Source organism: Streptomyces sp. NPDC014734, assembly GCF_043083325.1.
Classification (GTDB): domain Bacteria; phylum Actinomycetota; class Actinomycetes; order Streptomycetales; family Streptomycetaceae; genus Streptomyces.
Genome location: NZ_JBIBYN010000020.1, coordinates 13,092 through 36,699 on the forward strand (window position 1 = coordinate 13,092; position 23,608 = coordinate 36,699).

Below are 23,608 nucleotides of genomic sequence, written 5' to 3' on the forward strand. Positions count from 1 at the left end.
GGGCGGGCCCCGGCGGGCCCCGGCGGGCCCCGGCGGGCCCCGGCGGGCCCCGGCACGGTCGGGTGCGGTCGGGTGCCGGGCGACCGTCAGCCGGTCATCTTCGCCCGGAACTCGTCGAGGATCTCGTCGGCGGCGGTGTAGCCGATGCCCGCGATCCACAGCCGGTCGTCGACCTTGAAGACCTTTCCGGCCTTCGACGCCTTGAGCCCCTTCCACAGACCGCCGTCCATGGTCTTGGTCGTACCCGCCTTCGCCGGGTCCCCGTACGTCGACGTGAAGATGACGTCCGCGTCCGCGAGGTCGATCTTCTCGGGGGACACGTCGTACGAGAAGCCGTCCTTGGCCTTGTCGGTGATCGCGGGACGCCCCATGCCGAGGTCGGCGAGGATCGAGCCGATGTAGTTCTGCTTGCCGTAGATCCGGATGTCGGCGCCCTCGACGAAGCGGACGAAGTTGACCTCCGTGGCGGCGGCCTTCTCCTTGCCGCCGATCGCCTCGGTGACCTCGGCGACGTGGGCGTCGTACGCGGCGACGACCTTCTTCGCCTCGGCCTGCTTGCCGAGCGCCTCCGCGTGCAGCTGGAAGTTCTGCTTCCAGGCGGAACCGGTGGACTCGGTCATCACGGTGGGGGCGATCGCCTTGAGCTGGTCGTAGCGGTCGCCGTCACGGACCTTGCTGGTGAGGATCAGGTCAGGCTTCAGCGAGGCGACGGTCTCAAGATTGGGGTTGGCGATCTCGCCGACCTCCTTGATGCCCTTCGTCCGCTCCGCGGGCAGGTAGGTGGGGAAACCGTCCTCGGACGCCGAGTGCGTCGCCCCCACGGGCCGCACGCCGAGACTGAGCGCCGAGTCCAGTTCGCCGGTGTCGAGGACCACGACGCGCTTCGGGGCCACCGGGACCTGGACGTCACCCATCACGGTCTTGACGGTGTGCGTCCTGGCGGCGTCGGAACCGGAGGCCTTGTCGTCGTCCGAGGAACCGCAGGCGGAGAGTGCGAGCATCCCGGCCAGGGCGAGCGCGACCGGCGGGAGGGCGCGACGGGTGAGGGTGGTCATGGAGTGCCTTTCGTGAGGGTGAGGTGGGGCGGGGGTGCCGAGGCCGGTGCCGTTTCCCGTTCCCGCTTCCGCACCGACCGGGCCGACGGCGGGCCGACGCGGGCACCCGGCGGCGGGGCAGCGGTACCGGGGCGCGGGTTCACGGCGTCGGGGCGGCCTGCCAGGGAGCGCCCGGCACGACGAGCGGTGAGCCGGTCACCGGATCCGGGACGATCACCGCGTCCAGGCCGAAGACCTCGTGCACCAGCTCCGCGGTGACGATGTCCTCCGGGCGGCCCTCGGCGACGATCCGTCCGGCCTTCATCGCGACCAGGTGGTCCGCGTACCGGGCGGCCTGGTTGAGGTCGTGGAGCACGGTGACGACGGTCCGGCCGCGGGAGCCGTCCGCTGCCGGGGCGGCGAGCTGCCGCACCAGGTCCAGGACCTCCACCTGGTGCGCGATGTCGAGGTAGGTGGTCGGCTCGTCGAGCAGCAGCAGATCGGTCTCCTGGGCGAGCGCCATCGCGATCCAGACCCGCTGGCGCTGACCACCGGACAGCTCGTCCACCGACCGGTCGCCCAGCGCGGTGACGTCCGTGCGTTCCATCGCGTCGGTCACCGCCCGCTCGTCCTCCTCCGACCACTGCTGCCACCAGTGCTGGTGCGGCTGACGGCCGCGGGCGACGAGGCCGGAGACGGTGATCGCCTCGGGGGCCACCGGGGTCTGCGGCAGCAGCCCGATCGACTGGGCGATCCGCCGGGTGGGGATCTTCGACAGCTCGGTGCCGTCGAGGAGGACCGCGCCGCCGCTCGGCCGCAGCAACCGGCCCAGCGCGCGCAGGGTTGTCGACTTGCCGCAGGCGTTCGGGCCGACGATCACCGTGACCCGGCCGTCGGGCACGGAGAGGTCCAGCTCGTGCACGACGGTGCGGTCCTCGTACGCGAGGGTCAGCCCCCGTGCGGCGAGCCGACAGGTCGTGGCCGTTGCCGCCGTGTCCTTCGTGCCGGGTGCGGCGGGTGTGCCGGGGGCGTCGGACGCCCCGGACGCCTCGGACGTACGGGTCGAACTCATGCGGTACCTCCCTTGCGACCGCGACCGCCGCCGTGACCGCGAATGATCAGCCAGATCAGATACGGGGCGCCGACCGCCGCCGTCAGAACACCCACCGGCAGTTCGGTGGGGGAGAACAGCCTGCGCGCCAGCAGGTCCGCGAAGACCACGATCACCGCGCCCATCAGCGCCGAGCACAGCAACGGGATCTGCGCGGTGCGGGTCAGCCGACGGGAGATCTGCGGGGCGAGCAGCGCCACGAAGTCGACGGGCCCGGCCGTCCCGGTCGCCACGGACGCCAGCACCACACCGAGGGCGACGAGCCCCAGCCGTACCCGCCCGAGGCGCACCCCGAGCGCGGTCGCGGTGTCGTCGTCGAGCGAGACGGTGCGCTGCGCCCGCGCCGCCCACAGCACGGCAGGCAGCAGGATCAGCAGCGTCCAGCCGATCGGCGCGGCCTCGGACCAGCCGCGGCCGTTGAGCGATCCGGTCATCCAGATCTTCGCCTGCTGGGCGACCAGGTAGTCGCCCTTCGTCATGAACAGGGTGGTGACCGACTTCAGCGCGATGGCGAAGCCGATGCCGATCAGGACGAAGCGGGTGGCGTGCAGCCCGCCGCGCCAGGCGAACACGTACACCAGGGCCGCCGCGGCCACCCCGCCGACGACGGACAGGTACGGCAGCACGGTGTACGAGGTGATGCCGAAGGTCATCGCGCCGACCGTGAGCGCGCTCGCCCCCTGGCTGATGCCGATGATGTCGGGGCTCGCGAGCGGGTTGCGGGCGACGGTCTGGATCAGCGCTCCGGCGATCCCGAACGCCGCGCCGACCAGCAGTCCCACCGTCATCCGCGGCAGTCGCAGCGTGCCCACGACCAGCTCGTCCGGGGACGGCCGGCCGAGGATCACCTTCACGACCTCGCCGGGTGCGACGAAGTTCTCGCCGACGCACAGGTACGCGACGCAGAGCCCGGCCAGCAGCACGACGAGCCCGGCGGCCACGACGGCGGACCGCCGGTGCAGCAGGAACCGTCCCCGTGCCCCGATCCGCACCACCCGGTACCCGCTGGGCCGTACCCTCACGGCCTGCTGCGCGCTCATGCGGGCACCGCCTTCCGCCGGACCAGTGTGACGAGGAACGGCACTCCGAGCAGCGCGGTCATCACCCCGGCCGGGACCTCGCTCGGCGGGAAGACCACCCGGCCGACGACATCCGAGACCAGCAGCATCACGGGCCCGATCAGCGCCGCCGTCGGCAGTACCCAGCGGTGGTCGGTGCCGACGACCGCGCGGGCGATGTGCGGGACGGCGAGCCCGATGAACGCGATCGGCCCGGCCGCCGCGACCCCGACGCCGGTCAGCACCGTGGCGCCGAGGCCGCCGACGATCCGGACCGTCGCGACCTTCTGCCCGAGCCCCTTCGCGACGTCCTCGCCGAGCGCCAGCGCGTCGAGTCCGCGCGCCACCGACAGCACGAGGACGGTACCGAGCAGCAGGAACGGCCAGATCTGCCCGGCCACCTCGGTCTCCCGTCCGGCGAGCGAACCGACCTGCCAGAAGCGGAACTCGTCGAGTGCGGACGCCTTGGTCGTCAGCACCCCGGTCGTCACCGACACCAGCAGCGCGTTGATCGCGGCCCCGCCCAGGGCGAGCTTCACCGGGGTGGCGCCCCCGCGCCCGCTGGAGGCGATCGCGTACACGGCGACCGAGGCGGCCGCCGCTCCCGCGAAGGCGAACCACACGTACCCGGTCAGGGTGTGGACACCGGCGTACGCGATGGCCAGCACCACGCCGACCGACGCGCCCTGGCTGATGCCGAGGATGCCGGGATCGGCGATGGGGTTGCGGGTGATGCCCTGGAGCGCCGTGCCGGCCAGGGCCAGGGCGGCGCCGACCATCAGCCCGATCAGGGTGCGCGGCACCCGCATGCCCCGGACGACCTCGGCGTTCTGCGAGTGCCCGCCGTGCAGGAGGGCGTCGAGCACCTCGGACGGGGGTATGGTGCGGGCCCCCACGGCCAGGCTGAGGAGTACCGCGACCAGCAGCGCCGCGACGGCCGCCGCCGTCACGAGTGCGCGTCTGGGGCGGCGTGGTGCGGCGGCTGACATCGGACCCAATCGGAAGCGAGCAGAGGTGCCACCTCGCCCCTGATCGGCAGTGCGGCGAGATGGTTAGGCTTGGCTAAGTCTAAGCACCGCCGGTTTTCGGCCCGAGGGCGTGTTTCGAAAGTGGCCCCGCGACAATGGGGTCATGCCCGCGCAGCAGCCCTCCCCCCGGTCCCCGCTCCCGTTGACGGTCGGATTCGACCTCGACATGACGCTCATCGATTCCCGGCCCGGCATCCGGGCCGCCTATCTGGCGCTCTCCGCCGAGACCGGGACCCCCATAGACGCCGACCTGGTGGTGAGCAGGCTCGGCCCGCCCGTCGACGAGGAACTGCGGAACTGGTTCCCGGCCGAAGCGGTGGCCGCCACCGCCGACCGCTACCGGGAGATCTATCCCGCCCACGCCATCGCCCCGACGTCCGCGCTGCCGGGTGCCCGGGAATCGCTCGCGGCGATCCGCGGGCGCGGCGGGCGTTCGATCGTGGTCACCGCCAAGTACCGGCCCAGCGCGGAACTCCACCTGACGCACCTCGGGATCGAACCCGACGCGCTCGTCGGCGGTCTGTGGGCGGAGGCCAAGGCCCGGGCGCTGCGCGAGCACGGCGCGTCCGTGTACGTGGGCGACCACGTCGGCGACGTCCGGGGAGCCCGCACGGCCGGGGCCCTGTCGGTGGGGGTCACCACGGGCCCGTGCGACGCGGCCGAACTCCGGGCGGCGGGGGCGGACGTCGTCCTGTCGTCCCTGACGGAGTTCCCGGCCTGGCTGGAGACGTACGCGGCGTAGACGTCTAGCCGGGCCGCGCGGCGCAACCGCTCCACGGGCCCCGGCCGGGCGGTTCCTGCCGCTCCCGCGGTTTCTACCGCTGCCGCGATCCCGCGCGCGCCGACCTGACCACGCCCGCGGCGGCGATCAGGAAGCCGACGCCCATCAGCATGCACAGCGACCACGCGATGGACGGGAGCGGACGCGTGCCGAGGAACAGGGGGGCCATCGTGGCCAGTGTGGCCAGTGCGCCGAGGAAGAAGACGATCGCGCCGGCCCGGACCAGCCGGTCACCCGCGCCAGGAGGTGTAGTACTCACCACGCCAGGGTAGTTCCCGACGGCGGTGGGACCGGCCCGCGGGTGACGGCGGCCGGTGCAGGCATCGTTTCCGGACAGGGTCCGGATGATCCGGCTTGACGAGGGGTGCTCCCCCTGGGGAGGCTGCTGCCAGCAGGGGAGCAGCACCACTGGATAGCCTGACCTGCTGAGGCTTTGTTCCGGCATACGGGTTGAGATGGGGTGCGTGCTTTGCCGACTGGCAAGGTCAAGTGGTTCAACAGCGAGAAGGGCTTCGGCTTCCTCTCCCGCGACGACGGCGGCGACGTCTTCGTGCACTCCTCCGTGCTCCCCGACGATGTCGACGCGCTCAAGCCCGGCCAGCGGGTCGAATTCGGTGTCGTCGCAGGTCAGCGCGGTGACCAGGCGCTGTCGGTGACGGTCCTGGACCCGACCCCGTCGGTCGCGGCCGCACAGCGCCGCAAGCCGGACGAACTCGCGTCCATCGTGCAGGACCTGACCACCCTGCTGGAGAACATCACGCCGATGCTGGAGCGGGGCCGCTACCCGGACAAGGCGGCGGGCAAGAAGGTCGCCGGGCTGCTGCGCGCGGTCGCCGACCAGCTCGACGTGTAGACCCCGTCGTCCGCCGCGGACCTTCCGCGTCCCGCCGCGTCCGCTTCCGGGCCGGAGGTCACCCGACAGGCCCTCGGACGAACGACAGCGCGTCCGGCCCGAGGGGCGGTACCAGCCCCTCGGCCGCCGCGCGGGTCAGCAGCCCGCGGATCGCCGCGTAGCCGTCCTCGCCGAGGTCGGCGGTGAACTCGTTGACGTACAGCCCGATGTGCTGGTCGGCCACCGCCGGGTCCATCTCCTGGGCGTGCTCCAGCACGTAGGGGCGTGACGCCTCCGGATCGTCCCAGGCCATCCGTACCGAGGTGCGCACCGACTCGGCGAGCAGCTTCAGCGTGTCCGCGCCCAGCGACCGCTTCGCGATGATCGCGCCGAGCGGGATCGGCAGCCCGGTCGTGTCCTCCCAGTGCCGGCCCATGTCGGCGAGGTTGTGCAGCCCGTAGTTCCGGTAGGTGAAACGGGCCTCGTGGATGACGAGACCGGCGTCCACCTTCCCGTCGCGCACCGCGGGCATGATCTCGTCGAACGGCATGACGACGATCTCGCCGACGCCGCCCGGTACCGTCTCCGCCGCCCAGAGGCGGAACAGCAGGTACGCGGTGGACCGCTCGCTCGGCACGGCGACGGTCCGGCCCGTGAGGTCCGTGCCCGGCTCCTTCGTGAGGACGAGCGGCCCGCAGCCCCGGCCCAGCGCCCCGCCGCACGGCAGCAGCGCGTACGTGTCGAGCACCCAGGGCAGCACCGCGTACGAGACCTTGAGGACGTCGCCCTCGCCGCGTTCGGCCATGCCGTTGGTGATGTCGATGTCGGCGAAGGTGACGTCGAGGGCGGGTGCGCCGGGGACCTTTCCGTGGGCCCAGGCATCGAAGACGAAGGTGTCGTTCGGGCACGGCGAGAACGCGATGTCCAGCGGTTCAGGCGTCGTTTCGGTCATGACGGGTCCAGCCTTCCAGTACGACGGTTCCAGCCTTCCAGCACGGGGACGAGCTTCCCGAACGCCCCGGTGAGCGCGGCCAGCGCGTCCCCGATGCGCCAGGCGTCGCGGTCGCGTGGGCCGACGGCGTTCGAGACCGCCCGGATCTCCAGGACCGGGGTGCCGGTCCGGTCGGCGGCCTCGGCGACCCCGAAGCCCTCCATGGCCTCGGCGGCGGCGTCCGGGTGCGCGGCGCGCAGGGCCGCGGCGCGCCCGGCGCCGCCCGTCACCGTGGAGACGGTGAGGATCCCGGCCGCGAGCGCGCCGGTCGCGCCGGCCGCCTCCCGGACCAGCGACCGGGGCGGAAGGTACTGGTCGCGGCCGAAGCCCAGCGCGGTGACGGGCACGAAACCCTCGGGGGTCTGTGCCCCCAGGTCCGCGGCGACGATCCGGCTCGCGACGACGAGCGAGCCGACCGGGGCGACGGGAGCGAACCCGCCGCCGATCCCCGCCGAGACGACGAGGTCGTACGGGGCGGCGTCCGGCCCGGGCCGGTGACCGGCGGCCAGGGCGAAGGCGGTGGCGGCGGCCGCGGCGGCCGGGCCCGCACCGCCCGCGAGGATGTCGAAGCGCCCCGCGCCGCCGGGGGCGTCCACCCGGTGGATCCCGGCGCCGGGCACCTGGTGCGCGGACTGCCCGGCCCCGTCCCCGAACGCACGCGCGACCGCGTCCCGTTCCGCGGGGACGGCGGTCACGACGAGCACACGCACGGAGGAGATCACCGGATCGGGGAGGGCCGGAAGAGGGACGACGGGGGCCGGGAGGTCAGGAGGACTTCTTCAGCTGGAAGTGCCAGATGCCCGTGAGGTTCTTGCCGTTCGTCTCCACGATGCTGACCTGCGTCTCGTTCGAGGTCTCACCGGTCTGGCTGGAGAAGAAGGCGCTGCCCGGGATGGACCGGTAGGTCTTCTTGTACGGCTCCTGCTCGGCCTGCTGGCCGTTGATGAACAGGGTCCAGCCGTGGTCGGCGATCTCGGGGTCGACGCCGAAGCGGACCTTGTCGTCCATCGAGACCTCGACGGACTTCTCCGCCTTCTTGTTGAGGCAGCTCTTGATGTCGGACGTCTTGATGGCCTTGCCGTCGTTGTAGCAGGCGGCCTCGGTGTTCACCGAGTTGCCGCCGACCGTGACGGTCGCGAGCGGCGTCGGCTTGTCGCAGGCGGACAGGACGAGGAGTCCCGCGGACACGGCACCGAGGGCGACGCCGATTCGACGGCTCTTGCCGGAGAAGAACGCAACGGTCATGGGCCGAAGGCTATCGGTCGCCCCGGCTCACGCCACGCGGGGGTGCGGCGAGCCGTGCCGCGCGGCGCTCAGCAGCCCCCGTACGGACGTGGCGGCACCGAGGGCGAGGACGGCCGCGGCGACCGCCATGCCCAGTACGCCGTTGAGGGGCAGGAGGATGCCGATGCCGCCCCCGGCCACCCACGCCATCTGGAGCACCGTCTCGGCGCGGGCGAACGCCGAGGCCCGCACCTCCTCGGGCACGTCGCGCTGGATCATCGCGTCCAGCGAGAGCTTCGACAGGGCCTGGCTGAAGCCCGCCGTCGCACTCAGCGCGGCGACCGTGACCGTGCCGAAGAACAGCGCGGCGAGCACGGCCACCCCCAGCGCCAGGGCCAGCACCGAGGCGGCGATCACCTCGGGGCCGCGGGCCCGGAGCCAGGACCCGACCGCCGTGCCGAGCGCGTTGCCGATCCCGGCGGCCACGCCGACGATGCCGAGCGAGACCGCGGCGCTCTGACCGGCCAGCGGCTGGTCGCGCAGCAGGAACGCCAGGAAGAAGATCAGGAAGCCGGAGAGCGCGCGGTGGGCCGTGTTGGCCTGGAGCCCGTTCAGCACGGACGGCCCCACGGACCGCAGCCCGGGCCGCCTCTCGCCGTTGCCCGCCCGGCCCCACCGCCGCCCGTTCCGCTCCGCCCGGGGACGCGACGGCGTCACCCCGTACGGCGGAACCAGCCGCGCCTTCCGCTCCCCCTTCGCGGAGTCGACCTCGGGCGGCAGCGTGAACGCGAGGACGGTCCCGCCGGCGAAGACCGCGCACGCGCCGTACAGCGGCCAGGCCGGACCGACGAACTGGAGCCCCGCCCCGACCGGCGCGGCGAGCCCGGTCGCCAGCAGACCGGCCAGGGTGACCCGGGCGTTCGCCCGCACCAGGGAGATGCGCGGCGGCAGCAGTCGCGGCACGACCGCGCTGCGCACCACCCCGTACGCCTTCGAGCAGACGAGGACGCCCAGCGCGGCCGGATACAGCTCCAGACCACCCGTGGCGACCGCGCCCGACATGGCGAGCGCCAGCACCGCACGGGCCAGCATCGCCCCGGCCATCGCGGCGCGGCGGCCGTGCGGCAGCCGGTCCAGGAGCGGGCCGATCACGGGCGCGAGGAGGGTGAACGGCGCCATCGTGACGGCGAGGTAGAGCGCGACCCGGCCGCGGGCCTCGTCCGTCGGCACGGAGAAGAACACGGTCGACGCGAGCGCCACCGTGATCATCACGTCGCCCGCGCCGTTCACGGCGTGCAGCTCGATCAGCTTGCCGAGTCCGGATTCTCCCGCGCCGTGGGCGTGCGTCGCCCTGCGGACGGACCGCGCGGTGCCCGTGAACGGGGCGCGGAGGGCACGCCCGACCGCCCGGCCCGTCCTGCGGAACGGGCCGGAATCCTGGTGCGACCGGGCGGAAGTCACTTCGTCATAGTGCCCCAGCCCGGGCGGTCACGAACCGGTATCGGCCCGGGGCACGGGCGCACATGGCCCTGTCGGGTCAGTGGCCGGTTCCCGTCGGTCTCCCCCGGTTCGGGACGGGCAGGTGGGCGGGGGACGGCGAAGGGGGTAGCGTGCGTAGCGCGCCACCGGCGGTTGTGCTCGGCCGCGCGCCTATCGGCGATCCCGCAGAATGGATGGCAGAAGGTGCGCCCGAGGCAGGCACGACGGGTGTGGACGTCGACGCGGCCCCCAGGTCCGCTCCGCCCGCATCCGCCACGGCCGAAATCGATGGATGTGCAGGCGCGCCCGTGAGACTGGCGTATGGAGAGAAGCGATACCTGTGAGTGCTGCGACGACGCGAAGCCGTTCGGCCCGTACCCCTGCCCTCGATCGCCTGTGCGCCGAGGCGGTGGACCTCGCCCGCGCCGCGGCCGAGGAGGCAGCCGACCCGGGGGCCGTCGGCGAGCATGCGGGGGTGATCGCCGAGGGCGACCGGGTCGTCACGCACTTCTTCGAGTGCCACCTGCCCGGATACCGCGGCTGGCGCTGGGCGGTGACGGTCGCCCGGGCGTCCCGCGCGAAGAACGTCACCCTTGACGAGACGGTTCTGCTGCCCGGCGACGACGCACTCCTCGCCCCGGAGTGGGTGCCGTGGAGCGAGCGCCTGCGCCCCGGCGACATGGGCCCCGGCGACCTGCTGCCCACCCAGGCGGACGACCTCCGCCTGGAGCCCGGCTACACCGGCGAGGACGAGCCGCCGCCGAACTCCGCGGTGTCCGAGGTCTCGCGGGAGATGGCCGACCTCGTCGACACGGAGGACGCGGAGCTGACCACCCGCCCCGCGACGACCGGCCGGGGCGCGATCGCGGCGCTGGCGGACGAGCTCGGCATGCGGCGGGCCCGGGTGCTGTCGCGGTACGGGCTGCGTCAGGCGGCCGAGCGCTGGGACGAGGCGTTCGGGGCGAGGACACCGATGGCCCAGGCCGCCCCGGCCTCCTGCGTCAGCTGCGCGTTCCTGGTGCCGCTCGCGGGCTCGCTGCGGCAGGCCTTCGGCGTGTGCGCCAACGAGTTCGGCCCGGCCGACGGGCACGTCGTGTCGCTGTCGTACGGATGCGGCGGCCACTCCGAGGCGGCAGTGATGCCGAAGACCCCGAAGCCGGCCCCGCACGCCCTGGACACCATGCGGGTGGACGAGTACCCGCTGCGCCCGGCCCGCGACTCCGGCTCGGTCCCGGCGGAGCCGGACGGCCCGGCGGAGGAACTCGGCCACTCCTGACGCGGGGCGCGCGGCACACGGTCGCACACGTCCCTGCGCACGCCCGTACGCCCGGGCACACCCCGGCGGTGGCGGGCGCACGCCCCGCACGTCCTGGGGCCTCCCGCCCCCCGGCGGTGAGCACGCCCTGTCCCCGGCCGCCGGGCCCGTCGCCCGGCGCGGGCCCCGCGTACCCGCAGTCGACCGTGCGAAGCGCGGCAGGGGCGGCACCGCCCGCCGGGGTGACCCGGTACCTTCGAGCGCACACTTGGCGGCACGGGGCGCCCATCGGCGGCACGGGGCGCTCAACCGGAAAGAGCGGAGCACAGCGTGAGCATGAATGCGACCGAGGGGGCCGACCCGTTCGGGACCGCACGGCTGCGACGTGGGGTGCTCGACGCCTGGGGCGCCGGCCCCGCCCGGTTCCGTGAGGACGCCAACGCCGAGGAGGAGCTCGCGCTCGGCGGCTACCGCGACCGCCTCGTCGTCGAACTCGCCCAGAACGCCGCCGACGCCGCCGCCCGCGCCGGTGTGCCGGGCCGGCTCCGCCTCACCCTGCACGCGGCGGCCCCCGACGCCCCCGCCGTGCTCGCCGCCGCCAACACCGGCGCCCCCCTGGACGCCACCGGTGTGGAATCGCTCTCGACGCTGCGCGCCTCCGCCAAGCGCGAGGGCCACGAGGGCGCCGTCGGCAGGTTCGGCGTCGGGTTCGCCGCCGTACTCGCGGTGAGCGACGAACCCGCGGTGATCGGCAGGCACGGCGGCATCCGCTGGTCCCTCGCCGAGGCCCGCGACCTCGCCGCCCGCGCCGCCACCGCCAGCCCCGGCCTCGGCGACGAACTGCGCCGCCGCGACGGCCACGTCCCGCTGCTGCGCCTCCCGCTGCCCGCCGAGGGCACCGCGCCCGAGGGCTACGACACCGTCGTCGTCCTCCCGCTGCGCGACGGCGGTGCCGAGGACCTCGTCGTCCGGCTGCTCACCGCCGTCGACGACGCGCTGCTGCTCACCCTGCGCGGCCTCGACGAGATCGTCATCGAAACCCCGGACACCGCACGGACACTGCGCCGCACCCAGCAGGGCCCGTACACGCACATCGAGGACTCCGCGCACGGCACGCACCGCTGGCGCACCACCACCCACCACGGCCCCGTCGACGCCGGACTGCTCGCCGACCGGCCCCGCGAGGAACGGCTGCGCCCGCACTGGTCGGTCACCTGGGCCGTCCCGGTGGACGCCGAGGGCGCCCCGACACGCCCCCGCACCGCCCCCGTCGTCCACGCCCCGACCCCCACCGACGAACCCCTCGGCATCCCCGCGCTGCTCATCGCCTCGCTGCCGCTCGACACCACCCGCCGCCACCCCGCGCCCGGCCCGCTCACCGACTTCCTGGTGCGGCGCGCCGCCGACGCGTACGCCGAACTGCTCGCCGACTGGCAGCCGGTGTCCGTCGACACCATCGACCTCGTCCCCGGACCGCTCGGCAGGGGCGAACTGGACGGCGCCCTGCGCGGGGCGATCCTGGAACGGCTGCCGCGCGTCGCGTTCCTGGAGCCCGCCGCCCCGCGCCCCGCCACCGAGCCGGAGGCCGCGGACCGGTGGGACGCCTGGGATGCCGACGGCATCCGTGGGACCGCCGCCGCCGCGCTGCGCCCCATCGAGGCCGAGGTCCTGGAGGGCGTCGGCGCCGAGACCGTACGGGTGCTCGCCGAGGTCCTGCCGTGCCTGCTGCCCGCAGGACTGGAACGCCGCAGCGAACTGCGCACCCTCGGCGTCGCCCGTGTCCCGCTGACCGAGGCCATCGACCGGCTCGCCGGACTGGAACGCGACCCCGGCTGGTGGCGGCGGCTGTACGACAGCCTCTCCGGCATCGACCCGGACCGCCTCTCCGGCCTTCCCGTCCCGCTGGCAGGGACACCGGGGACGCCGGAAGCCGAGCCCCCGGCCACGCCCCGCACCACCATCGGCCCCCGCCAGGTCCTGCTGCCGCTCCCCGACGCCCTCACCGGCCCGGTCCTGGAACGGCTCGCCCGGCTCGGGCTGAAGGTCGCCCACCCGGACGCCGCCCACCCGCTGCTGGAGAAGCTCGGCGCCCTGCCCGCCACCCCGCGCGCCGTGCTGACGACCCCGCAGGTGCGGGCCGCCGTCGCCGGATCGCTGGACGCGGGCGAGATCTGGGACGAGGACGCGCCGAGCGCCGACGAACTCGCCGAGACCGTCCTCGCCCTCGTCCGGGACGCCGAACTGGCCCCCGGCGACGAACCCTGGCTCGGTGCCCTCGCCCTGCCCGACGAGGACGGCGAACTCGCCCCCGCCGGTGAACTCGTGCTGCCCGGCAGCCCGTTCGCCGCGATCATGCGCGAGGGCGAACTGGCCCACTGCGAAAGGGAACTCGCCGAGCGCTGGGGCGAACAGCCGCTCACCGCCTGTGGGGTGCTGGCCACCTTCGCCCTGGTGAGGGCCACCGACGTCGTCCTCGACCCCGACGAACTGGAGCCCCGCGAGGGAGACTTCGCCGAGCCCGACGACGCCGGACTGCTCGACGCCGTGGACGTGTGGTGCGAGGACGTCCTCGACCGGCTTCCGGACGCGCCGGTGCCACCGGTCGCCACCGAGATCGTCGCCGTCCGCGACCTGGACCTCGTCGACGACGACGCCTGGCCACAGGCGCTCGCGATGCTCGCCCGTCCGCCGCTGCGGGACGCGCTGATCCAGCCGGTGCGGGTGCTCCTGCCCGACGGCACCACGCGGTCCGTCCGCCCCTACACCGCCTGGTGGCTGCGCGACCACCCGGTCCTCGACGGCCGCCGGCCGGCCGGGCTGCGCGCCGCGTCCGGCGACCCGCGGCTCGCCGGGCTGTACGACTCCGCCGACGCGACGGGCTTCGACGACGCACAGGTGCTGCGCGCCCTGGGCGTCCGCACCTCGGTGGCCGCGCTCCTCGACGAGCCGGGCGGCGCCGCCGAACTCCTCGGGCGGCTGGCGGACGGGGACCGTCAGGTCGACCCCGTGCAACTGCACGCCCTGTACACGGCACTGGCCGACCTCGACCCCGAACAGGTCACCCTTCCCGACGAGCTCCGGGCCGTTGTGGACGGAGAGGTCCGGGTCGTCGACGCGGCGGACGCCGTCATCGCGGACGCCCCGGACCTGCTGCCGCTCGCCGCGGGACTGCCGCTGCTCCCGGTCGCCCCGGCGCGCGCGGCCGAACTCGCCGAGCTGCTCCAGGTGCGGCGGCTCGGCGACAGCGTCGAGGCCGAGGTGACCACGGACGGCGAGGAGCACCGCGTACCCGATGCGGTACGGGTCCTGCTCGGCGTCGGCACCCCGGACACGTACCTCGAACACGCCGAACTGCGCGCGGGCGGCGTCGAGCTGGACTGGCGCCGCACCCCGGACGGCACCGTGCACGCCGCCACGCTCGAAGGCGTCGCGGCCGGGCTGGCCTGGGCGGCGGGCCAGTGGCCGCGCCGCTTCGAGGTCGCCGCGCTGCTGGAGGACCCGTCCCGCACGGAGGAACTGGCCCGGGACCGCTGGTTCGACTGACCCCCGGCGGGGGCCGGACCGCCGCGCGGACCGTGCCCCCGCCGACGGCCGAGGGCCCGCCCGGGGATCTTCCGGTGGCAGCCCGGCGGGAGCGGCTCGATGATGGGGTGAGACTCCGTCCCCGCAGGGGGTCCGATGAACTACGGAATCAGCGTCCTGTTCCGTGCCGTCCCCGTCCTCATGGGCGCCGTCTCGGCAGCTCTGGGCGGATACGTGCTCGCCCACGCGTCCGGTGCGAGTGCGCGCGTCGCGGGGCTGGTGCTCGTGTTCCTCGCGGCCATCTGTCTCTGCCTGTTCGCCACCGCGGCGACGATCATCAGACAGCTCATCGGCAGGTACACCGCGCTGGACCGGCTGGTCTACCCGGTGTTCGGCTTCGCGGTCAGCGGTGTCACCACGGGGTACGGGCTCTGCCTGCTCACCCAGACCCCGCGGCCACCGCCCGATTTCATCGCCGGGCACGTGGTCTTCGGCGTCGGCATGATCTGCGTGTGCGTCTCGTGCGTGGCCACGGCCTCCACCCGGTTCACCCTGATCACCGAGAACTCGGCGCTGCCCGAGGGCTCGCCGCCGCGCTCTCCCGCCCCCTTCGGCCCGCTCGCGGTACGCGTCCTGCTGGCGCTTCCGGTGCTCGCGGCCCTGGTCACCTGGGCGTGGGCCTTCCTCCTGCTGGCGGGCGGGGGCGGCGGAGTCGCGGCGGGACGTTTCACCTCCGGGCACGTGATGATCGGTCTGGCGCTCGTCTGCACCTGCCTGATCGGGCTGGTGGCCAGCATCCTGCGGCAGATCCAGAACACCTACACCCCGCGGGACCGCGTCCTGTGGCCCGCGTCGGCCGCCGCCCTGGGGGCCGTCGGCATCCTGTGGGGCCTTGTCGTCATCGCCGCGCACACCCGGCCCACCCAGCTGTCGGCCGGTTTCGTACTGGTCGGGCTGGGGCTCATCTGCTGGAGCATCCTCAGCAAGGTGCTGCTCCTCGCGCTGGTCTGGCGCCGGAGGGCCCCGCTGGCGAACCGGGTTCCGCTGATTCCGGTCGGTACGGCCCTGCTCTGCCTGTTCCTCGCGTCGTTCCTCTTCGAGTCGGCCGATCCCGCGGTGCTGGTGGCGGCCCGCGTGCTGATCGGTCTCGGCTGCATCTGCTTCTCCCTGTTCTCCATCGTCTCCATCCTGGAGTCCGGAACCAGTGGCGACGCGGACGACGAAGGGACCGCACCGGCGAGCAGGTGACGCCCCACCGGGACGGCGGTGGGCCGCACCACCGGCCGGTGGTGCGGCCCCGGGGGCACCCGTCGCGGGATCAGGCCGGGAAGCGGCGGCCGACCAGCCGCCAGGCGTACTCCAGGGCGGCCGACGCCACCACCGCGATCCCCACCGCCGTCCACGGCATCGTCGTCCCCACCAGCTTCAGCGCGAAGAACTCCTGGAGCCACGGCACCACCAGCACGAGCAGGAACGCCAGCCCCATCGCCACCACCAGGCAGATCCGCCACCAGGTGTAGGGGCGGGCGATGATCGCCAGGACCCACATCGAGACCAGGAACAGGGTGAGGGTCGCCGCGCTGGTCTCCGCGTCCAGCGCGTGCGCGCCGGTGTAGTGCTGCCGGGCGAGCAGGTACGTCACGAAGGTGGCGGCGGCCGCGATGACACCGGACGGGATCGCGTACCGCATGACCCGGCGCACGAAGTGCGGATGGGCGCGTTCCTTGTTGGGCGCGAGCGCCAGGAAGAAGGCAGGGATGCCGATCGTCAGCGTCGACAGCAGGGTCAGGTGGCGCGGCAGGAACGGGTAGTCGACCTGGGTGCACACCACCAGGATCGCCAGCAGCACCGAGTAGACGGTCTTGGTGAGGAACAGGGTGGCGACCCGGGTGATGTTCCCGATCACCCGGCGGCCCTCGGCGACGACCGACGGCAGCGTCGCGAAGCTGTTGTTCAGCAGCACGATCTGGGCGACGGCCCGGGTCGCCTCGGAGCCCGATCCCATGGACACGCCGATGTCGGCGTCCTTGAGGGCCAGCACGTCGTTGACGCCGTCGCCGGTCATCGCGACGGTGTGGCCGCGGGACTGGAGGGCCGCGACCATGTCGCGCTTCTGCTGCGGGGTGACCCGGCCGAAGACCGCGTTCTGTTCCATGGCCGAGGCCATCTCGTCCGGATCGGTGGGCATCCGGCGCGCGTCCAGGGTGTTCTCGGCCCCCGGCAGGCCGAGCTTTCCGGCGACCGCGCCCACGGAGACCGCGTTGTCGCCGGAGATGACCTTCGCGGCGACGTTCTGGTCGGCGAAGTAGGCGAGGGTCTGCCCGGCGTCCGGCCGCAGCCGCTGTTCCAGGACGACGAGGGCGTGCGGCACGGCCCCGGCGGAGATGTCCGGCCCGTCGAGTTCGCCGCGCGCCCGGGCCAGCAGCAGCACCCGCAGCCCCTGCCGGTTGAGCTGCTCGATCTCGTCGAGCGCCGGGTCCTGCTCGGGCAGCAGCACGTCGGGGGCGCCGAGCAGCCAGGCCGACGTCCGGCCGCCGCCCTCGTCGAACGCGGCACCGCTGTACTTGCGGGCCGAGGAGAACGGCAGCGTCTGCGTGCACCGCCACTCCTGGCCGTCCGGGCAGGCGTCGACGATGGCCTGGAGGCTGGCGTTGGGCCGGGGATCGGAGGCGCCGAGGGCGCCGAGCACACGGTGGACGTATGCCTCCTGCGCGTCGCCGAGGGTGCGCACCTCGGTGACGTCCATGCCGCCCTCGGTGAGGGTGCCCGTCTTGTCCAGGCAGACGATGTCGACGCGGGCCAGCCCCTCGATCGCCGGAAGCTCCTGCACCAGGCACTGCTTGCGGCCGAGCCGTACGACACCGATCGCGAAGGCGACCGACGTCAGCAGCACCAGGCCCTCGGGGATCATCGGGACGATGCCGCCGACGGTCCGGGCGACCGCGTCCTTGAAGTTGTTCTCCTTGACGACGAGCTGGCTGATGACCAGCCCGATCGCGGTCGGCACCATCATCCAGGTGACGTACTTGAGGATGGTGGAGATCCCGGTGCGCAGCTCGGACTGGACGAGGGTGAAGCGCGAGGCCTCCTCGGCGAGCTGCGCGGCGTAGGCCTCCCGGCCGACCTTGGTCGCGGAGAACGAGCCACCGCCCGCGACGACGAAGCTGCCGGACATCACGGGGTCGCCGGGGCGCTTCAGCACCGGGTCGGCCTCGCCGGTGAGCAGGGACTCGTCGATCTCCAGGCCGTCCGCCTCGGCGACCGTGCCGTCCACGACCACCTTGTCGCCGGGGCTCAGCTCGACGAGGTCGCCGAGGACGATCTCGGAGGTGGAGATCTCGGCCGAGACCCCGTCCCGCCGCACCGTGGGCTTGGCCTCGCCGATGACCGCGAGGCCGTCCAGGGTCTTCTTGGCGCGCCACTCCTGGATGATCCCGATGCCGGTGTTGGCGATGATCACGAAGCCGAAGAGGCTGTCCTGGATCGGCGCCACGAACAGCATGATCAGCCAGAGCACGCCGATGATCAGGTTGAACCGGGTGAAGACGTTGGCGCGGACGATCTCGCGGACGGAGCGGGACGAGCGGACGGGGACGTCGTTGACCTCGCCGCGGGCGATCCGCTCGGCCACCTCGGCCGCCGTCAGCCCGCGGGTGTCCGCGGCCGGGACCGGCAGCTCCACCGGGTGGACCGGGTCGAGCTCGGCCCCGGCGTCGATCATGGCCGGCCCGTGGCGGCCGTCGGCGCCGGAGGCCTCGGAGGCCTGCTCGCCGGAGGAATGGGGTGCCCGCTGCGTCATGGTTCCGACGGTACGGGGGGAACGCCCGGATCACCCATCGGGGGTCCGAAGATCAGACCGGGGGAGGAGAGGAATGGTCCCGTGGGGGTACGGGTGCCCTGACGGGACCCGGAGAGGCCACGGGCCTGCCCCGGGTCCCTGCGGGCCTTGACGGGCTCCGGACAAGCCTTGACGCATGCGGGACACGGAACGCCGGACGCCGCGTGCGGAACGCCGGGCGGAGGGGGCGGTGCCGGGTCAGGCGGTCGCGCCGCTCGCGCCCCCGGCGTCCGGGGCCGACGCGCCGGAGGCGCCGGACGCCTCCGCCTCCCGGGCCGCCGCCCGCTTGATCGCCGCGTCGCGCTTCCGCACGTACCAGATGCCGATCAGACCGAGTCCGGCACCGGCGAGGCAGGTCCACAGCCACCACAGGTGGCCGTGGTCGTCGAACCAGCCGTAGAACGGGAGCTGGACCAGGAAGAGGACGAACCAGAGGATCGTGCCGCCGGTGATGGTGGCGACGACGGGCCCCTCCAGGGGCTCGGGTGCCTCGTGCTTCGGTGTCCACTTCGCCATGAACTCAGTGTATGGGCCGCACGCGCCACCCTTCCGGCCCCCGTCGGGAACGGGTGCGGACAGCGGGCCGGGCCGTACCCGACAAGGGTCTACGCGCGGAGATAGCGATCTTCGCCCTATGTATTCATACTGAATCTGCTTAAGACTGTCTCGAATTATTCGTGTGAAAGTCCAAAGCTGGCTACTTTTTGTCCCCCTCTACGTACGACTGAGGTCATACATGTCCCCCTCGGCCACCGCCCCGGTCGATTCCGAGCAGTCACCGGTCCCTCGGCCGCAGGGCGGCCTGGATCGTTTCTTCAAGATCTCCGAGCGGGGGTCGTCGGTCGCGCGCGAGATCCGCGGTGGATTCGCCACATTCTTTGCGATGGCATACATCATCGTGCTGAATCCGATCATTCTCGGCAGCGCGAAGGACATCAACGAGCACTACCTCAACCACGGGCAACTGGTCACCGCCACCGTGGTGACGGCGGCGTTCTCCACCCTCCTCATGGGGGTCATCGGCAACGTGCCGATCGCGCTGGCGGCCGGACTCGGTGTCAACACCGTCGTCGCGCTCCAGCTCGCGCCCAGGATGACCTGGCCCGAGGCGATGGGCATGGTGGTGCTCGCGGGCATCGTGGTCATGCTGCTGGTCGCGACCGGGCTGCGGGAACGCGTGATGCACGCCGTGCCCGGGTCGCTGCGCAAGGGCATCGCGATCGGTATCGGTCTGTTCATCCTGCTGATCGGCCTTGTCGACTCCGGCTTCGTCTCCCGCATCAAGGACAAGGCCGAGACCACCGTTCCGCTCCAGCTCGGCGCGGACGGTCACCTCAACGGCTGGCCGGTCCTGATCTTCGTCATCGGCGCGCTGCTCACCATGGCGCTGCTCGTCCGCAAGGTGCCGGGCGCCATCCTGATCTCCATCGTGTCGATGACGGTCCTCGCGCTGGTCGTCAACGCCGTCGCGGGCCTGCCGGGCGAGGCGTGGGGGCTGACCGTCCCGGAGTGGCCGGGCAATCCGGTCGCCACCCCGGACTTCGGGCTGATCGGGCAGGTCGACCTGTTCGGGGGATTCCAGAAGGTCGGCATCCTGACCGGCATCCTGTTCGTCTTCACCGTGCTGCTGTCCTGCTTCTTCGACGCGATGGGCACCATCCTCGGCGTCGGCGACGAGGCGAAGCTGACCGACAAGGACGGCAACTTCCCGGGCATCAACAAGGTGCTGTTCGTGGACGGCATCGCGGTCGCCGCGGGCGGCGCGAGCTCCTCGTCCGCCTCGACCTGCTTCGTGGAGTCCACGGCGGGGGTCGGCGAGGGCGCCCGTACCGGCCTGGCGAGCATCGTGACGGGTCTGCTGTTCACGGTGGCGCTGTTCCTGACGCCACTGGCCACCATGGTCCCGTCCCAGGCGGCCACCCCGGCGCTGCTGGCGGTGGGCTTCCTGATCATCTCGGGCTCGGTGCGGGACATCGACTGGAGCGACTACACGCTCGCGATCCCGGCCTTCCTGGCCATGGTGATGATGCCGTTCACGTACTCGATCACCAACGGCATCGGCATCGGCTTCATCGCCTTCTCCGTGCTGCGCGTGGCGGCCGGGCGCTGGCGCGAGGTACCGGCGGCCATGTACGTGGTCTCGGCGGTCTTCGTCTTCTACTACGCGATGCCCGCCCTCGGCCTCACGTAGCCTCCTCCGCCCCGATCCCCGCGGTCCCCTCCGCCGCCCCGACCCCGGCCGCGCCCCCGGCCGGGACCGGGCCGGTGCCCTCCGCGGCGTAGAACTTCTCCGTCTCGTCGACGGCCGCCTTGAAGCGCTCGTCGAAGTCATCGCGAATGAGCGTCCGGACGACATAGTCCTGGACGCTCATTCCGCGTCTGGCGGCGTGCTGCCGGAGCCGGTCGAGCAGCTCACCGTCTATCCGCAGGCTGAGCACAGTCGATCCCATGACAAGCAGGGTTACCTGTCCGAGAAGTCGTTTCACGGCTCTTTCCGGATCCGACTCACTCGTTCGGGTGAGCGATTGGGCGATCCGGTCGCGCGCGTGTAGCCGCGCGCGTGTCACACGAATGGTCTTTAGGGTAGGTAATGAGTTACGCTAATAAACATGCCTGACCTGATCCACGACGGCGACAGTGCGGCCGCCGTGAGTTCCCTCCGTTCCGCCGTGATGCTGCTCGGCCGGCGCCTCAAGCACCAGCGCGTCGACGAGTCGCTGAGCCCCACCGAGATGTCGGTGCTCGGCACCCTGGCCCGCTGCGGCTCGGCCACCCCCGGCGAGCTGGCCCGCAAGGAGCACGTGCAGCCGCCGTCGATGACCCGCATCGTCGCGCTGCTGGAAGCGAAGGGGCTGGTCAGACTGGAACCGCACCCCGATGACCGTCGCCAGAAGATGGTCAGCCAGACCGAGCAGGCCGAGGCCATGCTCGAAGAGAGCCGCGCCAAGCGGAACGCCTGGCTGACCACGCTCGCCGAGGGCCTGGACGAGGACGAGTGGGAGACGCTGCGCAAGGCGGCGCCCGTGCTGGAGAAGCTGGCCCACCTGTAGCGGGGCGGGGCGCGCCGGACCACGGCCGACGCGCCTCCCGCCGCGTCCCGTCAGTCAGAGAACCGCAGACGCCCGAGGAGGCGAACCCCTTTGAGTACGGGATCCGGAGCAGACTCCGCCCCCGCACCGACTTCCACCCACGAGAGCAAGCCCGGCGGGACCTTCTCGTCGCTGAAGATCCGCAACTACCGCCTGTTCGCCACGGGCGCCGTGATCTCCAACACCGGTACCTGGATGTCCCGCATCACGCAGGACTGGCTCGTCCTGAGCCTCACCGGGTCCGCCGCCGCCGTCGGCATCACCACGGCCCTCCAGTTCCTCCCGATGCTCCTCTTCGGCCTGTACGGCGGCGTCATAGCCGACCGCGTGCCGAAGCGGAAGCTCCTTCTCGTCAGCCAGGCGGCGCTCGGCCTGTGCGGGATCGCCCTCGCGGTGCTCACGCTCTCCGGGGTCGTCCAGGTGTGGCACGTCTACCTCATCGCCTTCCTGCTCGGCATGGTGACGGTCGTCGACAACCCGGCCCGCCAGTCGTTCGTCTCCGAGATGGTCGGCCCCGCCCAGCTCCGCAACGCCGTCAGCCTCAACTCGGCGAACTTCCAGTCCGCCCGGCTCATCGGCCCCGCCGTCGCGGGTGTCCTGATCACCACGGTCGGCAGCGGATGGGCGTTCATGTTCAACGGCCTCTCCTTCGCCGCACCGCTCATCGGCCTGCTGCTGATGCGACCGCACGAACTCCACAAGGTCACCGTCGTGCCCCGCGCCAAGGGACAGCTGCGCGAGGGGCTGCGCTACGTCTCCGGCCGCCCCGAGCTGATCTGGCCGATCGTCCTGGTCGGCTTCGTCGGCACGTTCGGGTTCAACTTCCCGATCTGGCTCACCGCCTTCGCGGACGAGATCTTCCACGGCGGCGCCGGGATGTACTCGTTCTTCAACATCCTCATGGCCGCCGGCTCCCTCGCCGGAGCCCTGCTCGCCGCCCGCCGCCGCTCCTCCCGGCTCCGGATGCTGGTGGCCGCGGGCACCGTCTTCGGGCTGCTGGAGATCATCGCCTCCCTGGCACCGGCCGTCTGGATCTTCGCGATCCTGCTGGTCCCGATCGGCATGATCGGCCTGACGACCAACATCAGCGCGAACACCAGCGTCCAGATGGCCGCCGACCCGGAGATGCGCGGCCGGGTCATGAGCCTGTACATGATGGTCTTCGCCGGTGGTACGCCGGTGGGCGCCCCCATCGTCGGCTGGATCAGCGACGCCTACGGGGTCCGTACGGGCATGGCCGTCGGCGGTGCGCTCTCGCTGGCGGCGGCGCTCGGCGTCGGCCTCATGCTGGCCCGCGTCGGCGGCCTGCGCCTCCGGGTCGACCTGCGTCCCGGCCGCCCGCACGTCCGCTTCGTTCCCCGGGAGGAACTGGCCGCGGCGGCCTGACGGCCGCGGGCACACACGGCACGGCCCCGACCGGAGGCCACCGGCCGGGGCCGACGTCCGCGCGGACACGGGCCCCGGCCGGTGGCCGACGACGCGGACCGGGCCCGGCGCCCCGTACCCGCACCGCACGGCCCGGCGCCCCGTACAGGTACCGCACGGCCCGGCGACACGTACGCGGGCCGGGCACGTCGTCGCGGTGCCAGACTCGGCCCATGAGCAGCCTCAGACTCTTTGTCGCCGTTCTCCCGCCCGACCCCGCCGTCCAGGAGCTGCGCCGCGCGGTCTCCGCACTGCACGCGCTTCCCGGCGCCGACCGGCTGCGCTGGACGGCCGAGCCGAACTGGCACTTCACACTCGCCTTCCTCGGGAACGTGGACGAGGACCTGCTGCCCGAACTCCACACCCGCCTGGCCCGCGCCGCCCACCGCACCGAACCCTTCCCGCTGCGCGTCCACGGCGCCGGGCGGTTCGGCGGCCGGGCCCTGTGGGCCGGGGCGGCGGGGGCGCTCGACGCCCTGCGGCTCCTCGCCGAACGCGCCGACGCCGCCGCCCGCCGGTCCGGCGTCCCGATGGACGAGCACCGGAGCTACAGCCCGCACCTCACCCTCGCCCGCAGCCGCGCCGAGACGGACCTGCGCCCCTTCGCCGAGGCGCTCGGGGGCTTCGAGGGCACCCCGTGGGAGGTCGGCGAGGTCGCCCTGGTCCGCAGCAGTCTCCCCGGGAGCGGCGTGCCGGGCGAGCGGCCCCGGTACGAGGCGCACGCATCCTGGGCGCTGGGCCACTGAGCACGGCGGTTACGCTCGAAGGGTGGACCCGAAGACCAGAAACCGCATCATGGCGGCCGCGCTCGTGCTGATGTTCGTCGTCGTCGCCGTGGCAGCCGCCGTCGGCCAGTGACGCGTACGGCTGCCGTCGGCGGTCGGGCCGGGCGTCCTGTACCGGGTCCGGAGACGTACGCCGAAGCCGTGCGGGGGAGAACC

General features: G+C 73.0%; 21 protein-coding genes. 9 read left to right on the forward strand and 12 right to left on the reverse strand.

Going from position 1 to position 23,608, the window contains the following annotated elements; genetic code table 11:
* Nucleotides 1–86: 86 nt before the first annotated feature.
* The 4 genes from ACF1CT_RS27320 to ACF1CT_RS27335 form a co-directional block, all read right to left on the reverse strand.
* Nucleotides 87–1,055 (reverse strand): ABC transporter substrate-binding protein, encoded by a 969-nt coding sequence (locus ACF1CT_RS27320; RefSeq protein ID WP_391786618.1) that lies wholly within the window; start codon nt 1,053–1,055, stop codon nt 87–89.
* Nucleotides 1,056–1,194: 139 nt separating this feature from the next.
* Complete coding sequence (locus ACF1CT_RS27325; RefSeq protein WP_391786619.1) at nt 1,195–2,106, reverse strand: ABC transporter ATP-binding protein; 912 nt, start codon at nt 2,104–2,106, stop codon at nt 1,195–1,197.
* Entirely contained in the window at nt 2,103–3,185 is a 1,083-nt protein-coding gene (locus ACF1CT_RS27330) for a FecCD family ABC transporter permease (protein ID WP_391786620.1), read from the reverse strand. The genes ACF1CT_RS27325 and ACF1CT_RS27330 overlap by 4 nt, the downstream gene beginning before the upstream one ends.
* Nucleotides 3,182–4,192 carry a FecCD family ABC transporter permease gene (locus ACF1CT_RS27335; RefSeq protein ID WP_391786621.1) on the reverse strand — a complete coding sequence of 337 codons (1,011 nt, stop codon included), beginning with the start codon at nt 4,190–4,192 and terminating at the stop codon, nt 3,182–3,184. The genes ACF1CT_RS27330 and ACF1CT_RS27335 overlap by 4 nt, the downstream gene beginning before the upstream one ends.
* 142 nt (nt 4,193–4,334) lie before the next feature.
* Here ACF1CT_RS27335 and ACF1CT_RS27340 point away from each other — a divergent pair, with 142 nt between their 5' ends.
* Nucleotides 4,335–4,973, forward strand: coding sequence for an HAD family hydrolase (locus tag ACF1CT_RS27340; protein WP_391786622.1), 639 nt, complete (start codon nt 4,335–4,337; stop codon nt 4,971–4,973).
* A gap of 73 nt (nt 4,974–5,046) precedes the next feature.
* Here the strand turns inward: ACF1CT_RS27340 and ACF1CT_RS27345 are convergent, their stop codons facing one another.
* Nucleotides 5,047–5,271 carry a hypothetical protein gene (locus tag ACF1CT_RS27345; protein WP_391786623.1) on the reverse strand — a complete coding sequence of 75 codons (225 nt, stop codon included), beginning with the start codon at nt 5,269–5,271 and terminating at the stop codon, nt 5,047–5,049.
* 210 nt (nt 5,272–5,481) lie between these two features.
* Here ACF1CT_RS27345 and ACF1CT_RS27350 point away from each other — a divergent pair, with 210 nt between their 5' ends.
* On the forward strand, nt 5,482–5,865 hold the full coding sequence (locus ACF1CT_RS27350) for a cold-shock protein (RefSeq protein ID WP_391786624.1): 384 nt from the start codon (nt 5,482–5,484) through the stop codon (nt 5,863–5,865).
* 58 nt (nt 5,866–5,923) lie between these two features.
* Here ACF1CT_RS27350 and ACF1CT_RS27355 read toward each other — a convergent pair whose 3' ends face one another.
* Genes ACF1CT_RS27355 through ACF1CT_RS27370 form a run of 4 tightly spaced genes read right to left on the reverse strand, consistent with a single transcriptional unit; the run spans nt 5,924 to nt 9,520 of the window.
* Nucleotides 5,924–6,796: a 1,4-dihydroxy-6-naphthoate synthase gene (locus ACF1CT_RS27355; protein WP_391786625.1), complete on the reverse strand. Its 873-nt coding sequence runs from the start codon at nt 6,794–6,796 to the stop codon at nt 5,924–5,926.
* On the reverse strand, nt 6,793–7,545 hold the full coding sequence (locus tag ACF1CT_RS27360; RefSeq protein WP_391786626.1) for a futalosine hydrolase: 753 nt from the start codon (nt 7,543–7,545) through the stop codon (nt 6,793–6,795). Before ACF1CT_RS27360 ends, ACF1CT_RS27355 begins: the two co-directional genes overlap by 4 nt.
* Before the next feature lie 55 nt (nt 7,546–7,600).
* On the reverse strand, nt 7,601–8,080 hold the full coding sequence (locus tag ACF1CT_RS27365) for a DUF2771 domain-containing protein (RefSeq protein ID WP_391786627.1): 480 nt from the start codon (nt 8,078–8,080) through the stop codon (nt 7,601–7,603).
* A 27-nt stretch (nt 8,081–8,107) separates the two neighbouring features.
* The gene (locus ACF1CT_RS27370; RefSeq protein ID WP_391786628.1) at nt 8,108–9,520 is read right to left on the reverse strand and encodes an MFS transporter; all 1,413 of its coding nucleotides are present in this window, start codon (nt 9,518–9,520) and stop codon (nt 8,108–8,110) included.
* A gap of 358 nt (nt 9,521–9,878) precedes the next feature.
* Between ACF1CT_RS27370 and ACF1CT_RS27375 the strand changes: the two genes are divergently transcribed.
* The 3 genes from ACF1CT_RS27375 (at nt 9,879) to ACF1CT_RS27385 (ending at nt 15,563) form a co-directional block, all read left to right on the forward strand.
* A complete protein-coding gene (locus ACF1CT_RS27375) occupies nt 9,879–10,814 on the forward strand; it encodes a DUF3027 domain-containing protein (RefSeq protein WP_391786629.1) in 936 nt (311 codons plus the stop codon).
* Nucleotides 10,815–11,129: 315 nt separating this feature from the next.
* Complete coding sequence (locus tag ACF1CT_RS27380) at nt 11,130–14,336, forward strand: sacsin N-terminal ATP-binding-like domain-containing protein (RefSeq protein WP_391786748.1); 3,207 nt, start codon at nt 11,130–11,132, stop codon at nt 14,334–14,336.
* A 135-nt stretch (nt 14,337–14,471) separates the two neighbouring features.
* The gene (locus ACF1CT_RS27385) at nt 14,472–15,563 is read left to right on the forward strand and encodes a DUF2776 family protein (RefSeq protein ID WP_391786630.1); all 1,092 of its coding nucleotides are present in this window, start codon (nt 14,472–14,474) and stop codon (nt 15,561–15,563) included.
* Nucleotides 15,564–15,633: 70 nt separating this feature from the next.
* On the opposite strand, the gene ACF1CT_RS27390 is transcribed toward ACF1CT_RS27385, so the two are convergent.
* Both ACF1CT_RS27390 and ACF1CT_RS27395 read right to left on the reverse strand, forming a co-directional pair.
* Nucleotides 15,634–18,114: an HAD-IC family P-type ATPase gene (locus ACF1CT_RS27390; protein WP_391786631.1), complete on the reverse strand. Its 2,481-nt coding sequence runs from the start codon at nt 18,112–18,114 to the stop codon at nt 15,634–15,636.
* Nucleotides 18,115–18,351: 237 nt separating this feature from the next.
* Entirely contained in the window at nt 18,352–18,669 is a 318-nt protein-coding gene (locus tag ACF1CT_RS27395) for a DUF2530 domain-containing protein (protein ID WP_391786632.1), read from the reverse strand.
* Between the two features lie 220 nt (nt 18,670–18,889).
* Here ACF1CT_RS27395 and ACF1CT_RS27400 point away from each other — a divergent pair, with 220 nt between their 5' ends.
* Nucleotides 18,890–20,344: an NCS2 family permease gene (locus ACF1CT_RS27400; protein ID WP_391786633.1), complete on the forward strand. Its 1,455-nt coding sequence runs from the start codon at nt 18,890–18,892 to the stop codon at nt 20,342–20,344.
* On the opposite strand, the gene ACF1CT_RS27405 is transcribed toward ACF1CT_RS27400, so the two are convergent.
* Nucleotides 20,337–20,603: a ribbon-helix-helix protein, CopG family gene (locus ACF1CT_RS27405; protein WP_391786634.1), complete on the reverse strand. Its 267-nt coding sequence runs from the start codon at nt 20,601–20,603 to the stop codon at nt 20,337–20,339. The genes ACF1CT_RS27400 and ACF1CT_RS27405 overlap by 8 nt on opposite strands.
* Nucleotides 20,604–20,762: 159 nt before the next feature.
* Here ACF1CT_RS27405 and ACF1CT_RS27410 point away from each other — a divergent pair, with 159 nt between their 5' ends.
* The 3 genes from ACF1CT_RS27410 (at nt 20,763) to thpR (ending at nt 23,413) form a co-directional block, all read left to right on the forward strand.
* Nucleotides 20,763–21,203 carry a MarR family winged helix-turn-helix transcriptional regulator gene (locus ACF1CT_RS27410; protein WP_073785628.1) on the forward strand — a complete coding sequence of 147 codons (441 nt, stop codon included), beginning with the start codon at nt 20,763–20,765 and terminating at the stop codon, nt 21,201–21,203.
* Nucleotides 21,204–21,293: 90 nt separating this feature from the next.
* A complete protein-coding gene (locus tag ACF1CT_RS27415) occupies nt 21,294–22,628 on the forward strand; it encodes an MFS transporter (RefSeq protein ID WP_391786635.1) in 1,335 nt (444 codons plus the stop codon).
* Between the two features lie 212 nt (nt 22,629–22,840).
* Nucleotides 22,841–23,413: an RNA 2',3'-cyclic phosphodiesterase gene (gene thpR / locus ACF1CT_RS27420; protein ID WP_391786636.1), complete on the forward strand. Its 573-nt coding sequence runs from the start codon at nt 22,841–22,843 to the stop codon at nt 23,411–23,413.
* The last annotated feature ends 195 nt before the right edge of the window (nt 23,414–23,608 follow it).

What these genes read in the sequence shown, in the direction of transcription:
- ACF1CT_RS27385 (WP_391786630.1), top strand. Translation starts at nt 14,472, where the DNA reads ATGAACTACGGAATCAGCGTCCTGTTCCGTGCCGTCCCCGTCCTCATG.
- ACF1CT_RS27330 (WP_391786620.1), bottom strand. Translation starts at nt 3,185, where the DNA reads ATGAGCGCGCAGCAGGCCGTGAGGGTACGGCCCAGCGGGTACCGGGTG.
- thpR (WP_391786636.1), top strand. Translation starts at nt 22,841, where the DNA reads ATGAGCAGCCTCAGACTCTTTGTCGCCGTTCTCCCGCCCGACCCCGCC.
- ACF1CT_RS27335 (WP_391786621.1), bottom strand. Translation starts at nt 4,192, where the DNA reads ATGTCAGCCGCCGCACCACGCCGCCCCAGACGCGCACTCGTGACGGCG.
- ACF1CT_RS27400 (WP_391786633.1), top strand. Translation starts at nt 18,890, where the DNA reads ATGTCCCCCTCGGCCACCGCCCCGGTCGATTCCGAGCAGTCACCGGTC.
- ACF1CT_RS27340 (WP_391786622.1), top strand. Translation starts at nt 4,335, where the DNA reads ATGCCCGCGCAGCAGCCCTCCCCCCGGTCCCCGCTCCCGTTGACGGTC.
- ACF1CT_RS27395 (WP_391786632.1), bottom strand. Translation starts at nt 18,669, where the DNA reads ATGGCGAAGTGGACACCGAAGCACGAGGCACCCGAGCCCCTGGAGGGG.
- ACF1CT_RS27320 (WP_391786618.1), bottom strand. Translation starts at nt 1,055, where the DNA reads ATGACCACCCTCACCCGTCGCGCCCTCCCGCCGGTCGCGCTCGCCCTG.
- ACF1CT_RS27380 (WP_391786748.1), top strand. Translation starts at nt 11,130, where the DNA reads ATGAATGCGACCGAGGGGGCCGACCCGTTCGGGACCGCACGGCTGCGA.
- ACF1CT_RS27365 (WP_391786627.1), bottom strand. Translation starts at nt 8,080, where the DNA reads ATGACCGTTGCGTTCTTCTCCGGCAAGAGCCGTCGAATCGGCGTCGCC.
- ACF1CT_RS27405 (WP_391786634.1), bottom strand. Translation starts at nt 20,603, where the DNA reads ATGGGATCGACTGTGCTCAGCCTGCGGATAGACGGTGAGCTGCTCGAC.
- ACF1CT_RS27325 (WP_391786619.1), bottom strand. Translation starts at nt 2,106, where the DNA reads ATGAGTTCGACCCGTACGTCCGAGGCGTCCGGGGCGTCCGACGCCCCC.
- ACF1CT_RS27355 (WP_391786625.1), bottom strand. Translation starts at nt 6,796, where the DNA reads ATGACCGAAACGACGCCTGAACCGCTGGACATCGCGTTCTCGCCGTGC.
- ACF1CT_RS27390 (WP_391786631.1), bottom strand. Translation starts at nt 18,114, where the DNA reads ATGACGCAGCGGGCACCCCATTCCTCCGGCGAGCAGGCCTCCGAGGCC.
- ACF1CT_RS27410 (WP_073785628.1), top strand. Translation starts at nt 20,763, where the DNA reads ATGCCTGACCTGATCCACGACGGCGACAGTGCGGCCGCCGTGAGTTCC.